The 21,074-nt window shown below is 70.9% G+C and carries 20 protein-coding genes; 1 reads left to right on the top strand and 19 read right to left on the bottom strand.

What is annotated here, in order from left to right:
* Positions 1–28: 28 nt before the first annotated feature.
* From GGQ63_RS08870 to uvrB, 14 genes are all read right to left on the bottom strand, one after another.
* Complete coding sequence (locus GGQ63_RS08870; protein WP_183854797.1) at positions 29–916, bottom strand: amidohydrolase family protein; 888 nt, start codon at positions 914–916, stop codon at positions 29–31.
* On the bottom strand, positions 916–2,040 hold the full coding sequence (locus tag GGQ63_RS08875; protein ID WP_183854799.1) for a VWA domain-containing protein: 1,125 nt from the start codon (positions 2,038–2,040) through the stop codon (positions 916–918). Before GGQ63_RS08875 ends, GGQ63_RS08870 begins: the two co-directional genes overlap by 1 nt.
* Positions 2,037–2,915: an AAA family ATPase gene (locus GGQ63_RS08880; RefSeq protein ID WP_183854801.1), complete on the bottom strand. Its 879-nt coding sequence runs from the start codon at positions 2,913–2,915 to the stop codon at positions 2,037–2,039. Before GGQ63_RS08880 ends, GGQ63_RS08875 begins: the two co-directional genes overlap by 4 nt.
* Entirely contained in the window at positions 2,912–3,931 is a 1,020-nt protein-coding gene (locus GGQ63_RS22210) for a xanthine dehydrogenase family protein molybdopterin-binding subunit (RefSeq protein ID WP_183854803.1), read from the bottom strand. The genes GGQ63_RS08880 and GGQ63_RS22210 overlap by 4 nt, the downstream gene beginning before the upstream one ends.
* The gene (locus GGQ63_RS22215) at positions 3,931–5,301 is read right to left on the bottom strand and encodes a xanthine dehydrogenase family protein molybdopterin-binding subunit (protein ID WP_183854806.1); all 1,371 of its coding nucleotides are present in this window, start codon (positions 5,299–5,301) and stop codon (positions 3,931–3,933) included. The genes GGQ63_RS22210 and GGQ63_RS22215 overlap by 1 nt, the downstream gene beginning before the upstream one ends.
* Before the next feature lie 159 nt (positions 5,302–5,460).
* Complete coding sequence (locus tag GGQ63_RS08895; protein ID WP_183854808.1) at positions 5,461–5,943, bottom strand: (2Fe-2S)-binding protein; 483 nt, start codon at positions 5,941–5,943, stop codon at positions 5,461–5,463.
* A 50-nt stretch (positions 5,944–5,993) separates the two neighbouring features.
* On the bottom strand, positions 5,994–6,788 hold the full coding sequence (locus GGQ63_RS08900; RefSeq protein ID WP_183854810.1) for an FAD binding domain-containing protein: 795 nt from the start codon (positions 6,786–6,788) through the stop codon (positions 5,994–5,996).
* 10 nt (positions 6,789–6,798) lie between these two features.
* Complete coding sequence (locus GGQ63_RS08905) at positions 6,799–7,239, bottom strand: SRPBCC family protein (RefSeq protein WP_183854812.1); 441 nt, start codon at positions 7,237–7,239, stop codon at positions 6,799–6,801.
* A 106-nt stretch (positions 7,240–7,345) separates the two neighbouring features.
* The gene (locus GGQ63_RS08910) at positions 7,346–8,170 is read right to left on the bottom strand and encodes a helix-turn-helix domain-containing protein (protein ID WP_183854815.1); all 825 of its coding nucleotides are present in this window, start codon (positions 8,168–8,170) and stop codon (positions 7,346–7,348) included.
* A gap of 163 nt (positions 8,171–8,333) precedes the next feature.
* Positions 8,334–9,191 (bottom strand): carboxylating nicotinate-nucleotide diphosphorylase, encoded by an 858-nt coding sequence (nadC, locus tag GGQ63_RS08915; RefSeq protein WP_183854816.1) that lies wholly within the window; start codon positions 9,189–9,191, stop codon positions 8,334–8,336.
* Between the two features lie 4 nt (positions 9,192–9,195).
* A complete protein-coding gene (locus tag GGQ63_RS08920; protein WP_183854818.1) occupies positions 9,196–10,728 on the bottom strand; it encodes an L-aspartate oxidase in 1,533 nt (510 codons plus the stop codon).
* 12 nt (positions 10,729–10,740) lie between these two features.
* Positions 10,741–11,760: a quinolinate synthase NadA gene (nadA, locus tag GGQ63_RS08925; RefSeq protein WP_183854820.1), complete on the bottom strand. Its 1,020-nt coding sequence runs from the start codon at positions 11,758–11,760 to the stop codon at positions 10,741–10,743.
* 248 nt (positions 11,761–12,008) lie between these two features.
* Positions 12,009–12,800 (bottom strand): DUF72 domain-containing protein, encoded by a 792-nt coding sequence (locus GGQ63_RS08930; RefSeq protein ID WP_183854822.1) that lies wholly within the window; start codon positions 12,798–12,800, stop codon positions 12,009–12,011.
* Positions 12,800–15,730: an excinuclease ABC subunit UvrB gene (gene uvrB, locus GGQ63_RS08935; RefSeq protein WP_183854824.1), complete on the bottom strand. Its 2,931-nt coding sequence runs from the start codon at positions 15,728–15,730 to the stop codon at positions 12,800–12,802. Before uvrB ends, GGQ63_RS08930 begins: the two co-directional genes overlap by 1 nt.
* Positions 15,731–15,840: 110 nt before the next feature.
* Between uvrB and GGQ63_RS08940 the strand changes: the two genes are divergently transcribed.
* Entirely contained in the window at positions 15,841–16,101 is a 261-nt protein-coding gene (locus tag GGQ63_RS08940; protein WP_183854826.1) for a type II toxin-antitoxin system Phd/YefM family antitoxin, read from the top strand.
* A 57-nt stretch (positions 16,102–16,158) separates the two neighbouring features.
* On the opposite strand, the gene GGQ63_RS08945 is transcribed toward GGQ63_RS08940, so the two are convergent.
* The 5 genes from GGQ63_RS08945 to GGQ63_RS08965 form a co-directional block, all read right to left on the bottom strand.
* Positions 16,159–16,779, bottom strand: coding sequence for a glutathione S-transferase family protein (locus GGQ63_RS08945; protein WP_183854828.1), 621 nt, complete (start codon positions 16,777–16,779; stop codon positions 16,159–16,161).
* 25 nt (positions 16,780–16,804) lie between these two features.
* Positions 16,805–18,463 carry an alkaline phosphatase family protein gene (locus tag GGQ63_RS08950; RefSeq protein ID WP_183854830.1) on the bottom strand — a complete coding sequence of 553 codons (1,659 nt, stop codon included), beginning with the start codon at positions 18,461–18,463 and terminating at the stop codon, positions 16,805–16,807.
* Positions 18,460–19,218: an FkbM family methyltransferase gene (locus GGQ63_RS08955; RefSeq protein ID WP_343061120.1), complete on the bottom strand. Its 759-nt coding sequence runs from the start codon at positions 19,216–19,218 to the stop codon at positions 18,460–18,462. The genes GGQ63_RS08950 and GGQ63_RS08955 overlap by 4 nt, the downstream gene beginning before the upstream one ends.
* Positions 19,215–19,817 carry a CDP-alcohol phosphatidyltransferase family protein gene (locus tag GGQ63_RS08960; protein ID WP_183854832.1) on the bottom strand — a complete coding sequence of 201 codons (603 nt, stop codon included), beginning with the start codon at positions 19,815–19,817 and terminating at the stop codon, positions 19,215–19,217. The genes GGQ63_RS08955 and GGQ63_RS08960 overlap by 4 nt, the downstream gene beginning before the upstream one ends.
* 743 nt (positions 19,818–20,560) lie before the next feature.
* Positions 20,561–21,016, bottom strand: a complete 456-nt coding sequence (locus GGQ63_RS08965) for an RbsD/FucU family protein (protein WP_183854834.1) — start codon at positions 21,014–21,016, stop codon at positions 20,561–20,563.
* Positions 21,017–21,074 lie beyond the last annotated feature (58 nt).

Here is a 21,074-nt window from a genome sequence, read left to right on the forward strand (position 1 = left end):
GCGGGGACCCTCGGGCGCTCCGGGTCCGTCAGACCGGCCGGTAGACCCGCGCCGCCGTCTCCCAGAAGATCGCCGCCTCGGCCTCGGCCCCATGCTTCGCCACCGCGGCGCGGTGCGCGCCGATCAGATCGGCATGGCGCGTCCACAGCTTCTCGATCGGGAAGTTGGAGCCGAACATCAGCCGGTCGGCGCCGAGCAGGGCGATGCCGCGGTCGACGACATGGCCGATCAGGTCCGGGCTGTTGCGGTGGATGAAGGTGCCGAGGCCGGAGAGCTTCGCGGTCAGGTTCGGGAACGGCGCCAGATGGCCGAGACCCTCCTCCCAGAGCTCGGTCTCCTCCGGCGAGAGGTCGAGCAGCATGCCGGTATGGGTGAGGATGAAGGGGATGTCGGGGTTCTCGCCCACGAGCGTCGCGCCGTCCTTCATCTGCGCCGGGAAGAGCTGCAGGTCGAAGGAAAGGCCATACTCCTTCAGCCGGGCGACATTCGCCCGCACCTTCGGATCGAGCACCTGGTCGGCCGAGGGGGCGAAGCGGTATTCGGCGAAGTCGTGCCAGTGGAGCTGCATGCGCACGCCGCGCAGCAGCGGATAGGCGGCGAGCCGGTCGAGCTGCGGCCGCACGTCGTCGACCGTCATGTCGGCATAGCCGACGATCGCGTGAGGCCAGCCGGTCTCCTCCGCCGTCTTCGAGACCCAGGCGACCTCCTTCTCGAAGTCGGCCTTCGCCCAGTTGGTCTGGACATAGACCGCCTTCTCGACGCCCGAGCCCGCCTGGTCGGCGAGGAACTCCTCGATCGGATAGTCGCGGCGGATCGGCTCATAGGGCCCGAAGATGCGCGGCACCATCGGCCCGACGAGCCAGGGCAGGTCGACCTGCCGCCAGATATGGAAGTGGGAATCGATCGCCTTCTGCATCAACTGGCCCTCCGCCAGACCGCTGTGGCCGAGGGCGCGGTTCGGCCGAGCGCGAGGATGAAACGGGTGAGTGCGGCGATCGAGGCCCCGTCGACGAGATCGTCGAGGAGCGGCAGGATCGCCGCAAGGGCGGCCGTCTGCGGCCGGTAGCGGGGATCGCCGGCGAGCGGGGTGGCGAGCGAGAGGCGGAAGGCGCGGGCGGAGAGCCGCCGCGTGGCGAGCGCGAGTTCCGCCGGATCGCCGCGCTCGAGCGCGTCGGAGAGGAGCACGACCGCCGCGCCGCGGGCGAAGGCGGCGAAGCGCGGCACGGAGAGGAAGGCGAGGAGCGTCGGGCCGAGCCGCGTGCCGCCGTCCCAGTCCTCCACCGTCGCGGCGGCACGATCGAGCGCCATGCCGCGGTCGGCGACGGCGAGCGCCGGCGTGATCCGGGTCAGCCGCGTGCCGAGCGTGAACACCTCGACACGGTCGAGCGCCTGTACTGCGGCATGCGCGACGGCGAGATAATCCTCGGTATGGCGCTTCATCGAGCCGGAGACGTCGACGAGCAGCAGGAGCTTGCGCGGCACGACGGCGCGGCGGCGGAAGAGCGGGCGCGGCAGGTCGCCATCCGCGGCGACGATCGCCCGCAGCGACCGGCGCAGGTCGAACGTGCCGCGCCGGCGGGCGTGCCGGCTGCGGAAGGAGCGGCGCGCCGGCATGGCGGCGGCAAGTCCGCGCCGGAAGCGGTCGAGATCGTCGGCCGCCGTCGCGAAACGGCGGACCGAGAGCTGTTCGCGCGCCGAAGAGAGCGCCCCGCCTTCCTCGCGGCGCATCAGCTCGACGCGGTCCTCGCGCTCGCCGCCGCTGTCCTTGACCGCCGTCTCCTCATCGTCCTCGCCGGCGACCGGGGCGGCGACATCGCCGTGGAAGTGGCTGCGGAAGAGAGTCTCGAATTCGCCCCGGCGGTCGGGCGCGGGGGCGAGGGTGGCGTGCGCCGCCTGCCTTATGTCCTCCATGTCGCGCGGCCCGAGCAGCGCGACGGCCGCCATGAAGGCGGTGCCCTGTTCCGGCGCCACGGCGAAGCCGTAGCGGCGCAGCAGCCGGACGAAGTCGAGGAACGGACGGGCGCCCTGCGGAACGTTCATGCGAGCGCCTCCTCGACGATCGCGTCGAGATCGGCGCCGAGGAAGAGCCGGTCGTCCTCGTCCTTGATCAGCACGCCGATCGCCCGGCGGAACGCCTCCGGCCACGGGCTGCCGCCCTTCTCGAGCACGGTCGCGGCATTCGCCCATTCGACCGCCTCGGCGATGCCGGGCGGCTTGGCGAGCGGCCGGCTGCGGATCTCGCGCACCGCCGCGGCGACCGCGCGCGCCGTCCGCTCCGCGACGTCCCCCGCCCGCAGCATGATGATCGCCGCCTCGCGGGCGGCATCCGGATAGGCGATGAAATGGTAGACGCAGCGCCGCCTGAGCGCCTCGGCGAGATCGCGCGTCCGGTTCGAGGTGAGGAGCACCACCGGCGGCACCGCGGCCCGGATCGTGCCGCGCTCGGGGATGCTGATCTGGAAATCGGAGAGGAATTCGAGCAGCAGCGCCTCGAATTCGTGGTCGGAACGGTCGATCTCGTCGACGAGCAGCACGGTCTCCTGCGGCGCCTGGAGCACGTCGAGCAGCGGCCGGGCGATCAGGAAGCGCGGATCGTAGATGTCGATCTCGTGCTCGCCGGCCTGCCGGATCGCGAGGAGCTGGCGCGGATAGTTCCATTCGTAGAGCGCGTGCGCCGCGTCGATGCCCTCATAGCATTGCAGGCGGACGAGACGGCGGCCGAGCGCCTGCGCGATCACCTTCGCCGCCTCGGTCTTGCCGACACCCGGTGCACCCTCGAGGAGGAGCGGCTTGCCGAGCCGCAGCGCGAGGAAGATCGCGGTCGCGAGGCCTTCGTCGGCAACGTAGCGCGCCGCTTCGAGCCGGGCCGCGACCGCCTCCGGCGAGGCGGCGATGTCTTCGACCGATCCGCTCATCGTCCTCGATGCGCCGCCGCGCCGTCCGCCTTCAGCGCCCGCAGGATCCGCTCCGGCGTGATCGGCAGCGTGTCGATGCGCACCCCGACCGCGTCGAAGATCGCATTGGCGATCGCCGGGATCTGCGGATTGGCACACATCTCGCCCGGCCCCTTGGCGCCATAGGGCCCATCGGCCGCCGGCCGTTCGAGCACGATCACCTCGGTCTTCGCGAGATCGCCCGGCCCCGGCATCAGATATTCGTTGAAGTCGGTCGGCCCGTGCTCGCGCGCCGGGTAATAGGGCTCGGTGGTCTCGTAGAGGGCGTGGCTGATGCCCATCCAGGAGCCGCCGACGAGCTGCTGCTCGACCATCTTCGGATTGAGCGCCCGGCCGATCTCGAATACGTTCTTGACCGACAGCACGGTGACCTCGCCGGTCTCGTCGTCGACCTCGACATCGGCGACGGTGCAGGCGTGCGCATAGCAGGTCGAGGGCTTCATCGCGCCCGTCGCGGCCTCCGGATAGGAGCGCGGCACGAGGAACATGCCGCGGCCGGAGATCGAGCGGCCGAGCTTGAAATGGGCGATCAGCGCGGTGTCGAAGATCGAGATCGACTTCGAAGGCGCGCCCTTCACCTGGATATTGCCGGTGCCGTCGGTCTCGAGATCGCCGGCGTCGACTTCGAGCGCCTCGGCCGCCACTTCGAGCATCACCTGGCGCGCCTCGCGGGCCGCCTGGATGACCGCATTGCCCGCCCGGTGCGTGCCGCGCGAGGCGAAGGTGCCCATACAGTGCGGGCCGGTATCGGTGTCGGCGGTGTCGACGATCACCCGCTCGGTCGGCACGCCGATCGTCTCGGCGCAGATCTGCGCCATGATCTGCTTCATGCCCTGGCCGAGATCGACGCTCGACAGGCTGACCATGAAATTGCCGGTCGGCGTCGAATGGACGAGCGCCTGGGTCGGGTCGCCGCCGAGATTCATGCCGGTCGGATAGTTGATCGCCGCGACGCCGCGGCCGTGCCGGATCGCCATCAGAGCCCCTCCCTCGTGCGCGACGACATCGCCATGAACCGTTCGTCGATCGGCCAGTTCGCCGCGCGGGCCGCCTCCTGCATGCATTCGACGAGCGCCGCGCCTTCCGTCGGCTGACGGTGGGCCTTCATGTCGCCGTCGCGATAGGCGTTGACGAAGCGGAACTCGAGCGGATCCATGCCGATCAGCCGGGCGAGCTTGTCCATCTGCACCTCGAGGGCGAAATCGCCGATCGTCACGCCGAAGCCGCGCATCGCCGAGGAGGGCGTGCGGTTCGTATAGACGCAATGGCTGTCGACCCAGACATTCGGGATCGTATAGGGGCCGGGGAAGTGCGCCGCCGATTTCTGCGCCCCGTAGGGCGAGTGGCGGGAATAGGCGCCGGCGTCGATATAGGCCTTCACATGGCGGGCGACGATCCGCCCGTCCTTCATCACGCCGTCCTTGATGACGAGCTTCTCGGCGGCGCGCGGCGAGGAGATCTGCATCTCCTCCTCGCGGCTGTAGACGAAGGAGACCGGCCGCCCGGTGAGCTTGGCGCCGAGAATGGCGATCGGCTCGACGATCACGTCGACCTTGCCGCCGAAGCCGCCGCCAACCGTGCCGCCGACCATGTGCAATTGCTGGCCGGGCATCTGCAGGATGATCGAGGTGTTGTCGAGCGTGAAGAACATCGCCTGCGTGTTGGTGTAGCAGGTGAAGCGGCCGCTCCCTTCCGGCACGACGATGCAGCCGGTCGTCTCGGTCGGCGCGTGTTCGATCGGCGCGGAGGCATAGCTCTGTTCGAGGATGTGGTCGGCGGCGGCGAAGCCGGCCTCGACATCGCCGAAGCGGACCTTGCGGGCCTCGCCGCTGTCATAGAGATAGTAGTTGCGGCCGTGATGCTCGTTGACGATCGGCGCGCCGGGGGCGAGCGCCGCATCGATCGACAGAACGGGGTCGAGCACCTCGTAATCGACCTCGACCTTCGCCGCGGCTTCCTGCGCGGCGCGCTCGGTCTCGGCGAGCACGGCGACCACGGCCTCGCCCTTCCAGCGCACCTTGTCCTCCGCGAGCACGTGCTCGTCCTCGGGGCCGACCTGGATCAGGATCAGGATGGTGTAGAGATTGTGCGGCACGTCCTTTGCGGTGAGGATGCGCACGACACCGGGATGCTTCTGCGCCGCGCTCGTGTCGATCGAGCGGATGCGGGCGTGGTGGTGCGGGCTGCGCACCATCTTGAGGTGCAGCATGCCCGGAAAGCTGCGGTCGGCGAAGAAGGCGGTCTTGCCCGTGACGTGGCCGAGCGCGTCGGAACGCGGCCGCGGCTGGCCGATCTCGTGCAGGTCGTCCTTGCGCTCGTCGGCGAAATAGGTCTTGCGCAGTTCCATGATCACGACCTCCCGGCGACCGCTCGGCGAGGTCCGGCGGCGGCCGCGCCGTCATCCCCGCGAAGGCGGGGATCCATGCAACAGAGGACGGTCCGGCTTGATGGATCCTCGCCTTCGCGAGGATGACGGAACGGATGCGTTTCCCTCATCGCCCTATCCTCACGCCGCGCTGATCGAGTTGGACCGGGCGGCGGAAAGCACCGCCTCGATGATCGGCTCGTAGCCGGTGCAGCGGCAGATATTGCCGGCGATCGCCTCGACCACCTCGTCCCGGCTCGGGTCCGGATTGCGGTCGAGCAGCGCCTTCGCCGCCATGATCATGCCGGGCGTGCAGAAGCCGCATTGTGTCGCGAAGGCGTCCATGAAGGCCCGCTGCAGCGGATGCAGCACGCCGCCCTCGGCGAGGCCGGCGGTGGTGACGATCGAGGCGCCCTCGCAGGTCTCGGCGAGCGTCAGGCAGGAGAGCCGCAGCTCGCCGTCGACGATCACCGAGCAGGAGCCGCAGGTGCCCTGGCGGCAGCCCGCCTTCGGCGAGGTGTCGCCGATCTTGTCGCGCAGCACGTCGAGCAGCGTCGCGCCGCTCTCGACGAATTCGGCCTTCTCGCTGCCATTGAGCGTGAATTGAACCGGGACTTTCGCCATCTCTTCCTCCTCCCTCGAACGGCGCGTTCGCCGCGCTCTCTTCGAAATGCTCAGCCGGCGAGCAGCCGGCCGAGATGGACCGGCAGCACCGCGCGGCGGTACCAGCCGCTGGCGATCGCGTCGGTCGGCGGGTCGAGCCCGTCGCCCGCGGCGGCGAGCGCCTCGGCGATTCCCTCGGCCGTGAGCGGCCGGCCGATCAGCGCCGCCTCCGCGGCCTCCGCCCGCACCGGCCGGTCGGCCATCGCGCCGAGCGCGATCCGCGCCGCCGTGACGGTGCCGCCTTCCGTCGCGACCAGGGCCGCCACGGTCACCACCGCGGCGCCCTTCGGCTTGACCCGGCTCGCCTTGCGGAAGCGGAACGCGCCGGCCGCCGGCACCGCGAAGGCGACCGCCTCGACGATCTCGGCGGCGTGCCGCTCGCGTCCGGCGAGGAAGAGGTCGATCGGCACCGCCGCGCCGCCGACCGTCACGGTCGCGTCGAGCGCGAGCAGGGCGGTCGCGAGATCGCCATAGGGCGAGGGCGCGAAGAGATTGCCGCCGACCGTCGCCATGTTGCGGATCGCGGGGCCGCCGACCGCCTTCGCCGCCGGGGCGAGGAAGGCGAGCGCCGGATGGGCGGCGATCGCCGCCATGGTGACGCCGGCGCCGAGCCGGACGCGGCCGTCCTCCACCGCGATGGCCTTCAGCGCCGGGTCGGTCGAGCGCACGAAGGTCGAGAAGGAGAGGTCGCCCTCGTTCGCCTGCCGGACGACGAGGGTGCCGCCACCGAGATAGCGGCTGCCGGCGGCGGCGAGCGCCGCGGCGGCCGCGCCGGTGTCGGGGAAGGTGCGAACCGTCAGGGCCATCGCCGCCTCCTCAGGTTTTCGCGAAATGCGCCTTCAAGGCGTCGAAACCGCCCTGGAACACGTTCTGCCCCATGCCGGCCGCGACCTTGTCGGCCTCCTCGGCCGGGGCGTCGAACTCGGCGGTCCATTCCGCGAAGGTCCGGTCGCCGTCCGTCACCCGCCTCAAGGTCAGCGTCGCCTCGTGGTTCGAGATCGGCTGCGGCGTTTCGATGATCGCATAGGTGACCGAGCGGTCGGCGTCGGAGAAGGCGACCAGCCGCTCGCGGACGGTGGCGCCCGAAACGATCTTGAACTTCCGCACGCAGCCGATCTGGTCGGACGGCAGGCCGTCCTCGATCTCGCTCTCGACCATCCGCGGATGCCAGCTCGGCAGGGCGTTGAAATCGCGGATGCGCGCCCAGACGGCGTCGACGGGCGCGTCGATGACGCTCGAAACGGTGATCTTCGGCATGGTGCCCTCCGCTTGCTTGTCCTCGGTCTCGAGACTAGGGCGGCGGCGGGCGGGCGCTTATCAATCGGTCTTCCCGACTGATCGATGCGTCTGAAAATCGCCGTCCTCAGGCGGCCCGCACCGCCGAGCGATAGACGGTCGGCGGCACGCCGACGTGATCCCGGAAGAAACGCGAGAAATTGCCGGGCGATGTGAAGCCGAGATCGCAGGCGACCGAGATCAGCGACTCTTCGCTGTCGAGCCGGCGCACCGCCTCCTCCATCCGCAGCGTGTTCCAGAACACGTTCGGCGTGACGTTCATCTGTTCGCGGAAGAGGGCGAAGAAATGCGGCCGCGACAGGCCGACGGCGCGGGCGATCTGGTCGAAGGAGATCCGCTCGGCGACATTCGCCCGCATCAGCTCGATCGCCTTCCTGACCCGGTAGTCGAGCGTCGCCGTGCCGCGCACCGCCGGCATCGCCCCGCCGCGCGCCGCATCGGCGGCGTCGAGCACGCTGTCGATGAAGCGTTCCGTCTCATAGGCGGTGAGGTCGTCGGTGCCGTCGCTGTCGCGCAGCGTGTCGAAGAGGGTCTCCGCCGCGCCGGCGAGCCAGGGTTCGAGCGCGATCGTCGGCTCGATGAAGATCGGCGCGGCGCCGCAGAGGCCGCGCCGCCGCCGGAGCCAGAGCGGATCGATGTAGAAGGCGAGGAAGAGGCCCGGCCGTCCGTCCTGGGCGAGCGCATGGCTGTGCGGCGCGAAGGGGTTGATGCCGGCAGCGAGCCGCGGCCCGAGCCGCACCGTCTCGCGATCGATCGTCATCTCGCCGGTCGCCCCCTCGAGCCAGACCACGATGTGCGCTTCGGCATGGGCGTGCGTGACGAAGTCGCTCGCGACGTTGAGGAGCGAGACATGCCCGAATCCGCTCCGATAGAGCTTGATCGATTCCGTCATTGTTCCCTCCGCCGGCGCTCTCGTTTTTCTTGATCGGGATCGAGCCCGACGCCGGCTGGGGGAAATGGTCCGGCTTAAGCCGGCGCACGTCAAGCGATTGGAGCGCTTCCAGGGAAGGACGGGCGGCGAGGGGGCCGATTTTCAGACGGATCGATCAATCGTCTCACGCCGTCGCCGCGTCGAGACCCAGATCGAGGATGGCGGCGCTGTGGGTGATCCAGCCGACCGAAATGAGATCGACGCCGGAGGCCGCGACGGCGCCGATCGTCTCGGCCGAGATGCGGCCGGACGCCTCGGTGATCGCGCGTCCGCCGACGATCGCGACGGCGCGGGCGAGGGTCCGCGGGTCCATATTGTCGAGGAGCACCGCATCGACCCCGGCCGCCAGTGCCTCGTCGAGCTGATCGAGCGTGTCGACCTCGACCTCGATCTTGACGAGATGGCCGACGCCGGCCTTCGCCCGCGCGATCGCGGTCGCCACCCCGCCCGCGACGGCGATGTGGTTGTCCTTGATCAGCACGGCATCGTCGAGGCCGAAGCGGTGATTCGCGCCGCCGCCGGCCCGCACGGCGTGCTTCTCGAGCGCCCGCATGCCCGGCGTCGTCTTGCGGGTGCAGACGACCTGCGCACGGCCGTGCGCCCGGGCCGCGGCGACGAGCGTCGCGGTGGCGCTCGCGATCCCCGACAGCCGGCTCGCGAAATTGAGCGCCACCCGCTCGGCGGTGAGAATGGCGCGCGCCGGCCCTTCGAGCCGGAGCACCACGTCGCCCGGCGCGACCGGGCTGCCGTCGCCGCGTTCGATCATCACCCGGAGCGCCGGATCGACGAGGCCGAAGGCGAGCGCGGCGACGTCCGTGCCCGCGACGACGCCGCTCTGCCGGCTCGCGATCACCGCCGAGAAGCGGGCGTCGGCCGGCACCACGGCCTCGGTGGTGATGTCGCCGGCGCGGCCGAGATCCTCGATGAGCGCCGCACGGACGAGCGGCTCGACGATGAGCCGGGGGAGGGGGGCGAGCGTCATGTCGTCATGCCACCCGCTTCCGCGCGGGCGTCTCCCTGATCGTTTCGACGAAGCGGCGGGTCGCCGCGAGCGTCGTTTCGGAATGGGCGGCGGCTTCGGCCGGCGCCGGAAAGTCGCGCCGGAAGTGACCGCCGCGGCTCTCTTCGCGGGCGAGCGCGGCAGCGGCGACGAGGAGGCCGGCGAGCGCCGCGTCGCCGCCCGTCCCGGCGGCCCGGTCGAGCGCCCGGACCGCGCCGATGAGGCCGTCCGCGTCGCGCACCACGCCGACCGCGGCGTCCATCATCGCTCGCACGGCCGCATCGGCCCGGAGCGGTGCGGAAAGCGGCGACTCGGTCGGAATCAGCGCGGCGGACCGGGTCGGCGCGGTGCCGGTGATGTCGGCGGCGATCCATTCCGCAAAGGCGAGCGCCTCGACGAGCGAGTTGCTGGCGAGCCGGTTGGCGCCGTGCAGGCCCGTCGCCGCGACCTCGCCGGCCGCCCACAGGCCTTCGAGGCTCGAACGGCCGGCCGCGTCGACCGCGACGCCGCCCATGTGGTAGTGCGCCGCCGGCCGGACCGGGATCGGTGCCGTGACCGGGTCGAGCCCGGCGGCGCGGCAGAGCGCGACGACGCCGGGGAAGCGCGCTTCGAGTCCCGGCATGCGGGCATCGAGGAAGACGGCGCGGCCGGCCGCCCGCTCGGCGAAGATCGCCCGGGCGACGACATCGCGCGGCGCGAGCTCCCGGCCGGGCACATCGGCCATGAAGCGGGTGCCGCGGCCATCGACGAGCACGGCGCCCTCGCCGCGCAGCGCCTCGGTCGCGAGCGGCATCGGATCGGCGCCGGCGGCAATCGCGGTCGGGTGGAACTGCACGAATTCGAGGTCGCGGAGCTTCGCGCCGGCGCGCGCCGCGAGCGCGAGGCCGGAGCCGACCGCACCGAGCGGATTGGTCGTCGCGGCATAGAGCCCGCCGAGCCCGCCGGTCGCGAGCACGACGGCGCGGCCGCGGAGCGTGACGGGCCTTCCGTCCCGGTCGACGGCGACGAGCCCCACGATGCGCCCCGTCTCGTCGCGCCGCAGAGAGACGACGCGCAGCCCCTCGGCGAGCGTGATCGACGGCGTCCGCCGCACCGCGGCGGCGAGCGTTTCGAGCACTGCACGGCCGGTCGCATCGCCGCGCGCATGGACGATCCGGCGGCGCCCGTGCGCCGCTTCGAGGCCGAGCGCGATCGCGCCGTCCGCCGTCCGGTCGAAGGGGGTGCCGAGCCGGTCGAGCCAGGCGATCTGCGCCGGCGCCGCTGCGGCGACGCGGGCCGCGATCGCCGGCTCGGTGAGGCCGGCGCCGGCGGCGATCGTGTCGGCCGCATGATGATCGGGCCGATCGTCGGCGCCGATCGCGGCGGCGATGCCGCCCTGCGCCCAGGCGGTCGCCGCCTCCTCGCCGAGCGGCAGCCGGGCGAGGAGGGTGACGGGCAGGGGCGCGAGCCTCAGCGCGGTCGACAGCCCCGCGACCCCGCCGCCGACAACGAGGACGCCGTCGGTCGTGCGCGTCTCCATGGCGGCGATCCTCTAGCGGATGGCGAGCATGCGCTCGACCGCGGCGCGGGCGCGATCGGCGACCGCCGGGTCGATCTCGACGGCGCGGCTCATCGTCTCGAGCGCGGTGCGGATCTTCGGCAGGGTGATCCGCCGCATGTGCGGGCAGAGATTGCAGGGCCGTACGAACTCGATCTCCGGATGGGCGACCGAGACATTGTCCGCCATCGAGCATTCGGTGATCAGCACCACCCGGCCGGGCCGCTCGGCGTCGACATAATCGGCCATTGCGGCGGTCGAGCCGGCGAAATCGGCCTCGGCCACCACCTCCGGCGGGCATTCCGGATGGGCGAGCACGACGACGCCGGGATGGCTCTCGCGCAGGTCGCGGATGTCCTGCGGGGTGAAGCGCTCGTGCACCTCGCAATGGCCCTTCCAGGCGATCAGCTCGATCTCCGGCACCTCGCGCTGGACGTTCTGCGCCAGATATTCGTCGGGCAGCATCAGGATACGGTCGACGCCCCATTCGCGCGCGACGTGGCGGACCACCTTCACGGCATTGCCGGAGGTGCAGCAATAATCGCTCTCCGCCTTCACCGCGGCCGAGGTGTTCACATAGGTGACGACCGGCACGCCGGGATAGCGCTGGCGCAGCAGCCGGATGTCGGCGGGGGTGATCGATTCGGCGAGCGAGCAGCCCGCCTCCGCGTCGGGGATCAGCACCGTCTTGTCGGGGCTGAGCAGCTTCGCCGTCTCCGCCATGAAATGCACCCCGGCGAGCACGATCACGTCGGCGTCCACCTTCACCGCCTCGCGGGCGAGGGCGAGGCTGTCGCCGACAATGTCCGCGACCGTGTTGAAGACTTCCGGCGCCTGATAGTTGTGGCCGAGGATGACGGCGTTCCGTTCGCGCTTCAGCCGCTCGATGGCCGCCACGTCCGCGGCGATCGCCGGCCATTCGAAGGCCGGCACATGGCCGCTGACGCGTGCATAGAGATGCGGCAGAGGCAGGCCGGCAAACGCGGAATCCGGGACGAGACGGGCGTCGAGCATCGCATCCTCCTTATGCTCGGCTTGAGCATAATCGGCGCAAAAGAAAACCGGGCTGCTGCCCGGACACGACTTATGCTAAGACTGAGCATAACACCTGTCAATGCTTCGCCACGAAACGAAGCCGGCGGCTCGCGGCCAACCGGGTCCGAAGGGACGAGTGACGCCGGAGAGGACGAGCGTGCGGGGCGCGTCGGCGGCCTCGCGAAGCGGCGATCGTGCCGCCGGCCGGCGCGGCGCGGCCGCGCCGCCTATTTCACCCGTTCGATCAGGGCCATGGCGGCGGCCGGGTTGCGCTCCTTGGCGCCGCTGATCACGAAGGCGAAGACGTCGCGCGGCCGCTTCTCGGGCGGCGTCTCGGTGACAGTCTCGAGATCGGCCGGCAGGCCGCCGTCGCGATAGGTCCTCAGCCGCTCCGCCCAGGCGTCGAGTTCGGCCTCCGGATAGCCGGCCGGCTCCTCGGCGCGGCTCCGCTGCAGGCGGAGATAGACGAAGGGCGCCGTGATGTCGGCGATCTGCGGGTGCTCGTCCGACTCGGCGATCACCTGCGCGACGCCGTATTTCGCGAGCAGGGCGATCGCCGCCGGATCGCGGAAGCTCTCGTGCCGCAGTTCCACGACATGGCGGAGCGCGATGCCGTCCGCCTCCTTCGGCAGCAGAGCGAGGAAGGCTTCGAAGTCCTCGGCGTCGAACTTCTTCGTCGGCAGGAACTGCCAGTTGATCGCGCCGAGCTTCTCCTTCAGCTCGGTCACGCCGCCGCCGACGAAGCGGCCGATCGACTCGCCGGCTTCGGCGAGCACGCGGCGATTGGTGGCGAAGCGCGGACCCTTGACGGTGAAGACGAAGCCGTCCGGCGTTTCCTCCCGCCATTTGCGGAAGCTCTCCGGCTTCTGGCTGCCGTAATAGGTGCCGTTCACCTCGATCGCCGTCAGATGCTCGCCGGCATAGGCGAGCTCGCCGGCATGTTTCAGCCCCTTCGGGTAGAAATTGTCCCGCCAGGGTTCGTAGGTCCAGCCGCCGACACCGATCCGGATCGTCGCCATCACCGCTTCCCCCGGCTGCGATTGGCCGGCTGGCCGGGCCGGCCGCCGGTCGAGCGGCCGCGCTGCCGCCAGTTCGCCGTCATCGGATCGGGCCGCGCCGGCGGCGCCTCGTCGGGGCCGAGCGGCACTTCGAGATCGGTGCCCGGTCCCATGTGATCGAGATCGGGCTTGCGCGCCCGGCTCTTCGGCATGTCCGGCACTTCCGTGCGGCCGACCGTCATCTCGTCGAGCCCGTTCTTGCGGGCGCGCGAGGGCGGCGGCGCTTCGGTCATCAGCTCCGAACGGTCGCGGTCGAAGCCGCGCCCCTCGCGCCGGCGGCGGCGGTCGTCCTCGCTCTCGGGCGGCAGATTGGCCCGGGCGCCGTATTTGCGCGTCCCCTGATAGCCGCCGGTGCGCTCGTCGATCGCGGACTGGCGGGCGAGCGGATCGTCGGCGACGGCGAGCTCGGTCTCCTTCAGCCGCTTGACCTCGTCGCGCAGCCGTGCCGCCTCCTCGAATTCGAGGTTGAGCGCCGCCTCGCGCATCCGCCGCTCGAGATCGTCGATATGGGCCTTCAGATTGTGGCCGACCAGCGCGGTGTCGGCGAGGCCGGAATCGACCGTGACGTGATCGCCCTCATAGACGGAGGCGAGGATGTCGCCGATCTGCTTCTTGACGCTCTCCGGCGTGATGCCGTGCTCGGCATTGTAGGCCATCTGCTTCTCGCGGCGGCGCTCGGTCTCCGCCATCGCCCGCTCCATCGAGCCGGTGATCGTGTCGGCATAGAGCACGACGCGGCCGTCGACATTGCGCGCCGCGCGGCCGATCGTCTGGATGAGCGAGGTCTCGGAGCGGAGAAACCCCTCCTTGTCGGCGTCGAGAATGGCGACGAGCGCGCATTCCGGGATGTCGAGGCCCTCGCGCAGCAGGTTGATGCCGATCAGCACGTCGAAGGCGCCGAGCCGCAGATCGCGGATGATCTCGATCCGCTCGAGGGTCTCGACGTCGGAATGCATGTAGCGCACGCGCACGCCGTTCTCGTGCAGATATTCCGTGAGGTCCTCGGCCATCCGCTTGGTGAGCGTCGTGACGAGGGCGCGATAGCCGCGCCGGGCCACCTCGCGCACCTCGCCGAGCAGGTCGTCGACCTGGGCCTTGGCCGGCCGCACCTCGACCACCGGGTCGACCAGGCCGGTCGGGCGGATGACCTGCTCGACGAACACGCCGCCGGTCTGCTCCATCTCCCAGCCGCCCGGCGTCGCCGAGACATAGACGCTCTGCGGCCGCATCGCGTCCCATTCCTCGAAGCGGAGCGGCCGGTTGTCCATGCAGGAGGGCAGGCGGAAGCCGTATTCGGCGAGCGTCGCCTTGCGGCGGAAGTCGCCGCGATACATGCCGCCGATCTGGCCGATCGTCACATGGCTCTCGTCGACGAAGACGAGCGCCTCGTCGGGCAGGTATTCGAAGAGGGTGGGCGGCGGCTCGCCCGGCTTGCGGCCGGTCAGATAGCGCGAATAGTTCTCGATGCCGGCGCAGGAGCCGGTCGCCTCCATCATCTCGAGATCGAAGCGGGTGCGCTGCTCGAGCCGCTGCGCTTCGAGCAGCCGGCCGGCCTTCTCGAGCTCGGCGAGGCGGAACCTCAGCTCCTCGCGGATCGACTTGGTCGCCTGGGCGAGCGTCGGCTTCGGCGTGACATAATGCGAATTGGCGTAGACCTTGACGAGCTTCAGCTCGGCCGTCTTGTGGCCGGTCAGCGGGTCGAACTCGGTGATGCTCTCGACCTCGTCGCCGAACAGCGAGATCCGCCAGGCGCGGTCTTCCAGATGGGCCGGGAAGATCTCGACCGTATCGCCGCGCACACGGAAGGTGCCGCGGACGAAATTCGCGTCCGACCGTTTGTATTGCAGGGCGACGAGGTCGGCGAGCAGCTGGCGCTGATCGAGCCGCTCGCCGCGGCTGATCGCGAAGGTCATCGCCGTATAGGTCTCGACCGAGCCGATACCGTAGATGCAGGAGACCGAGGCGACGATGATCACGTCGTCGCGTTCGAGCAGCGACCGGGTCGCCGAATGGCGCATCCGGTCGATCTGCTCGTTGATCGACGATTCCTTCTCGATATAGGTGTCGGTGCGCGGGACGTAGGCCTCCGGCTGATAGTAATCGTAATAGGAGACGAAATACTCGACGGCGTTGTTCGGAAAGAACGACTTGAACTCGCCATAGAGCTGTGCGGCCAGCGTCTTGTTCGGCGCGAGGATGAGCGCCGGGCGGCCGGTGTGGGCGATGACCTGCGCCATGGTGAAGGTCTTGCCGGAGCCGGTAACGCCGAGGAGCACCTGGTCGCGTTCTTTCGCCGCGACGCCGGCGACGAGTTCGCTGATCGCGGTCGGCTGGTCGCCGCGCGGCTCGAAGGGCGAGACGAGCTCGAAGGGAATGCCGCCCTCCGATTTCTCCGGCCGCGGCGGCCGGTGCGGCATCCAGGTCTTGTCGCGGAATTCCGGCCGACCCTTCTCGATCAGGTCGGAGAGGGCGGCGACCGTAGCCGTGACGGCGGAGGAGGGCAGTGAGGCGGCGTCCTCGAGCGACACCGACAGGCCGGCCACCGGATTGAGGCCCGATGCGGCGCGCTCGGTGGCGGTGGCGGCGCGGCCGATCGAGGTGCCGCGCGCCGAGCGATGGCCGCGCTCCCCGGTCTCGGCCGGCGCAGCGGCGGCCTTACTTTTCTTCCCACCGGCCTTTTTCGGCGCGGTCGTTTTCGACGGCCCCCTGGGCGGCAGGCCCTCCGGCCGGGCGCGCGGCGCGCGGGTCGGCGGCGGCTCGAGCGGCTGCTGGTCGGCCGCCTCGCGCGCGATCTCGATCGCCCAGTCGGCGATGCCGCCGGACAGCGGCGCACCCTCAAGGGAGGGCTGCGGCGCCTCGCCGAAGCCCTGCTCGTTCTTCCGCTTGATCATGGGCACAAATGTAGAACGGATCGCGGGCGATTTGAAGGCCCGGGGACGCCGGAACTTGCAGTCCGGGCGGTTCGCTCTAAGCTCGGGGGACGGGCGAGGGAGATGCAGCCATGGTCACCATCGGCGCCGCCGAGGCCTTATCGAAGCTCGCCGACCTTCTCGACAGGGTCGAGGCCGGCGAGGAAGTCACGATCACGCGCGACGGCAAGCCGATCGCGCGGCTGACACCCGCGCCGAAAGAGGCGCCGGCCGAAAAGGCCATCGAGGAGATGAGCCCGGAGGAAGCCTTTCAGGAGCTTCTCAAGCTGCGCGAGCACATGACGCTTGGAGGGATCGACTGGCGCGATCTGCGCGACGAGGGGCGGCGTTGACGCGCCCCGTCGTCGACCCGGCCGCGACGATCTCGTGGCTGTCCGAGGGTGGCCGGCTCAGGTGAGCGGGATCATCACCGCCGCGCGATAGGCCGGGCGCTCGGCGAGGCGGCGGTACCAGGCTTCGAGGTTCGGCAGGTCGGGCCGGGCGATCGGCATCTCGAACCAGGCATAGGCGAAGCAGCCGAGCGGGATGTCGCCGACCGTGAAGCGGTCGCCGCCGAGATAGGGAGCGTCCGCGAGCGCCGCGTCGGGCATGGCGAACAGGCCGCTCAGGCGCTCGATGCCGCGCTCGACCGCGGCCATGTCGCGCTTCTCGGGCGGGGTGCGGACCATGTTCCAGAACACGTCGCGGAACGGCCCGGCGACCGAGGAGGTCGCCCAGTCCATCCACTTCTCGGCCACGGCCCGGCCGGCGGGATCGGACGGGTAGAGCCCGCCATCGTCGTGCTTCGCCGCCAGATAGCGGACGATGGTGTTCGATTCCCACAGCACGAGGCCGTCATCCTCGATCGCCGGCACGAGGCCGTTCGGATTGAGGGCGCGGTATTCCGGCGTGTCGACCACGCCGTGCACGCCGCCGGCCTCGATCCGCTCATAGGCGAGGCCGAGTTCCTCGGCGGCCCAGAGCGCCTTCTTCACATTGGTCGAGTTGGTGCGACCCCAGATCTTGAGCATGTCGGCCCTCTCCTCTGTCGTCCCGCTATAACCCCGGGGCGGCCGGCGCGCGAGCGGATTCGGGCGCATCCTCCGAGGCCGAGAAGCCGCCGAGGAGACGCGCCCGCATGCCCTCCATCGGCTCGGCGGGACGCGCCGGATCGGGCAGCAGCCCGGCGCCCCAGCCCCAGCGGGCGGCGGTCGCTAGTACGGACGGATCGGCGGCGATCAGATGGACCGGGACGTCGCGGCTCGCATCGGCACCGGTGACGAGCGGCGCCGGCTGATGGTCGCCGAGTACCAGGAGGACGAGATTCGGATCGCCCTTCGCGGCGACATAGGAGGCGAGTGTCGAAAGGGAATACTCGATCGACAGCCGGTATTGCAGGCGGACCCGTTCGGGGTCGCGCCAGACGATCTCCGGCGCATCGCCCGCCTTCGCCTGATCGTCGAAGACGGACCCGTCGCCGACCGCCTGCCAGGGGACGAGCGAAGGGATCGGCGTCCAGGGTGCATGGCTCGAGATCAGCGCCATCTCGGCGAAGACCGGTGGACGCGGTCCTTTCGTCCGCTCGGCGCGATCGAAGGCGGCGAGCGTGAACTGGTCGGGCATCGTCACCCAGTTGAAGGGGAGGCCGCGATAGCCGAGCGTGCCGGCGTCATAGAGCCGGTCGTAGCCGAAGAAGGCCCCCTCCGGCCAGGCGCGGGCGATCGCCGGCATGACCGCGACGGCGCGCCAGCCGGCGCGGCGGAAATCCCCGACGAGGGTGGCGCGTTGCGAGCCAACGAGGGCGAGATAGCGGCGCTGGTTGTCGATCCGCACGCCCGAGAGCAGCGTCCCGTGCGCGAGCCAGCTCTGGCCGCCGACGGTGGGCGAGCGAAGGTAGGCGCTGCGGGCGGAGAAGCCGGCGCCGGCGAGCGTCGCCTCGGCCTGGCGCAGCACGGCATCGACCGCCGGGGCATAGCGCGGATCCTCGATCGCGCTGCGGCCATAGGATTCGACGAAGACGAGGAGCACGTCCTTGCCGGCGAGGCGGGCGAGCAGCCGGTCCGGGGCGAGGCCGGCGAACGGATCGACCGCGGCCTCGGCCTCGAAGGCGGCACGGTCGCCGAGGCTCGCGACCGCGCCCGCGACATGGCGGGCGGCATAAGGGGCGGCGTCGGCCGCGGCGATCGGCAGGCCGGCGAGCCGCAGCGCCCCCCAGGCGACGAGGAGGAGGACCGCGACCCCGGCGAGCGGCCCCCGCCGCCGCCCGGCGAGCGCGGCGAGCCGCTGCAGCGCGAGGACGAGGATCGCCGGAAGGATGGCGACCGCCGCGAGCGCCGCGATCGCCGCCGCGATCGCCGCCGGCCGGCCGACCGCGCCGACGAGCAGCTCATAGGCGGGCGGGAAGAGCGCGCTGTCGAGCACCGGGTCGAACGCCCGGCCGAGCGCTTCGGCGACCGCCATGTCGGCGAGTTTCAGCATCAGCACGAGGGCGAACGCGAGGCCGAGCAGCACGGCGAGCGGCCGCCGAAGCCGGCCGAGCGGCAGGGTGAGCAGGAGCAGAAGAAGCGGCAGCTCGAGCGGCAGGCGAAGAACGGTCTGCGCCGTCAGGCGTTCGGTGCGGTCGGGCAACAGCAGCGGGAGAAGGACGAGCAGGAGAGCGAGCCCGGCCGTCCAGGCGCGTCGGCGCGGCCCTCCCGGGGCGGCGGTCGCGCTCATGCGCCGCCGTCCTGCGCCGGCCGGGCATAGATATCGCCCGAGCGGGCGTCGGCCGGCAGTGCGGCGAGGGTGGCGCGCATCGTCGCGGCGCTCACCCAACCCGGCGTAGCAAAACGCTGGCGCTCACCTTCGACGCGGTTGAAGAGATAGGGGCCCAGCGTGCCGAGCCGGTCGATCGCGGCGAGCGCCGGCCCGGCGACGGCCGGCAGATATTCGAATGAGAGCGCGGCGACGGGCCGCGACAGGCCGGCGAGGATCGCCGGCTCCATGCCTTCCACGTCGATCTTGACGAAGGAGGGCGTGCCGTATTCCGCGATCAGCCGGTCGAGTGTCGTCACCGGCACGTCCACCGCCCGGTCCCAGGCGACGGCGCGGAAGCCGGCGCTGCGGCCGGCGGCGGCGACCCAGTCCGGCGCACCCGACGAGACGGTCGGATGGCGGCGGGAGATGGCGAGGGTGAGCATCCCCGGGGTCGCGCCGACCGCTTCGGCGCGCAGCACGATGCCCTCCGAAGGCAGCGTGCGGGCGAGGAAGCCGGCGAGAGTCGGGTTCGGTTCGAGCGCGACGACGCGGGCGCCGAGGCTCCGGAAGATGCGGCTGCGGCTGCCGACATGGGCGCCGATGTCGAAGACGAGATCGCCCGGCCGGATCAGCCCGGCATAGAAGCGGCGCATCGCGCGGCGCTTCCAGGGCTGGCCGTAATAGAGGGCGAGCGAGCGGGCGACACCGAGCGCCTCGGCCGGGTCGAGGCTCACCGTCCGCCCCGGCGACCGGCGAGCCAGAGCGTGTCGACGGCGAAGGACCACACGAGCAGCGCGAGGGAGGCGGCGGCGAGGCCCGCGCTCGCCGGTGCCGGGAAGGACGGGGCGGCGATCGCCACCAGCGTTCCGGCCTGCACGACGCAGACGAGCTTGCGCCGGAAGGAGGGCGGCAGCGGCGCGGCCATCCAGGGAAAGACGAAGGCGGCGGCGACGAAGAGATAGCGCAGCAGGCCCGCGAGAAGCATCCACCAGCCGGCCTTGCCGGCGAGCGGGGCGAACGCCGACAGGATGAGGATGAGGAGCGCGTCGACCTCCATGTCGAAGCGCGCCCCGAAGGCCGAGGCGAGGCCCTGCCGGCGTGCGAGCCAGCCATCGGCCCCATCGAGCAACAGCGCGACCCCGGCGAGGAGCGCAACCCACCAGGCGAGCGGCTCCGAGACGCCGTCGAGCGCCGCATCGACGGTCGCGCCGGCGACCAGCGCCGTCAGTCCGGCCCGCAGCAGCGTGACTTCGTTGGCGAGACCGAGCGCCGCATGGCGATGGTCGAGGCCGATGCGGCCTGCGGCGACGACGATCACCGTGAGGAAGACCACGGCGGCTGCCGCGTGATGAGACGGCCCGAGGGAGAGGGCTGGTCCGGTGGCGAGGGCGACCGTCCCGAACGTTACCGCGACCAACGCGGCAGCCGCGAGGAAACGCTGACGGAGCGCGCCGGGATCGAAGTCTGCGGACGGTGCGGCAGGTGCGGACATGGCCCCGGAGGGTGGAGAGCGGGAGGAGGGGCGGAAAGACGGGCGACGCGGCAGGAAGCTAGCGGGTTTGCCGGCAAAGAGGAGGGGCGCCTGCTGCGCTCCCGGAAACGTGATCGACCTCCCCCGCCACCCGAGCGCGATATCCGTGTTGTGATATCGTGACTCCCCGCGGCGACGGCGGAAACCGGCGCCGGAAAAAAACCGGCAGAAAGTACGGATGCCCGTGGAACCGACTGCTCGGCGGGGAGTTTGATGGTTCGATTGAGATCGTGACGGGAGACCAAGCCCCCCGGCCCCCCAACCCGTCGCGAGGGAGGACCCGCAGCACCGCTGCGGGTCCTCTCATTTTATGGCGAACGAAGAGTAGCCCTGATCGTCCGATACGGCCTCTGCGATCGCTCGGATCAGCGAACTCACCAAAAAAATACGTGCACGGTCACGGCCGCGGCGCCGGACGGCTCAGGCCCGTTGGCGGCATGCTTGAACGCTCGTAAGAGAGAGGGCCGGCGCGGTGGGGGAGCCGTGTGAGCCCGCCGGGCGACGGTCCGGGCTCTCAGGACACCCCCGGATCCGCCGGCGCCCGTTCAGGCCCCGGGAGGCGGGAACACGCCCTTCTTCAGGATGATGCAGCCGTAGAAGCGCGGCTCGTTGGTCTGGATGATGCAGAAGGCGCGCTGCGCCCGCTCGTAGAAGGCGAAGCGCTCGACCCCGACGAGCGGCCAGGACTTGCCCTCCGCCGCGTCGATCACCGCCTGCGCCTCCGCCTGCACCGGCTCGAGCCGGGTCGGATCGCCGACCACTTCCATGCGGCAGGCGGCATCCTCGACGAAACTGTCGAGCGGCATGACCGAGAGCACGGCGCGGACCGCCTCGCCCGTCGTGCGCGTGTCGATGCGCAAGAGACGGCCGAGCGTCGACCGGCGGGCGATCGTCTCGCCCGGGAAATTGGCGTCGACGACGGCGAGCTCGTCGCCATGGCCCATGGCGCGCAGGGCATAGAGGACGTCCGCGTTGAGCAGCGGATCGATGTTCTTGAGCATGGTTCTCTCCCTGTCCGGAATGTCCGGCCCGCGGATGAGAGGGAGGCCGCCCGCCCCT

Source organism: Prosthecomicrobium pneumaticum (assembly GCF_014199915.1).
In the GTDB taxonomy this organism is placed as follows: Bacteria; Pseudomonadota; Alphaproteobacteria; order Rhizobiales; family Kaistiaceae; genus Prosthecomicrobium; species Prosthecomicrobium pneumaticum.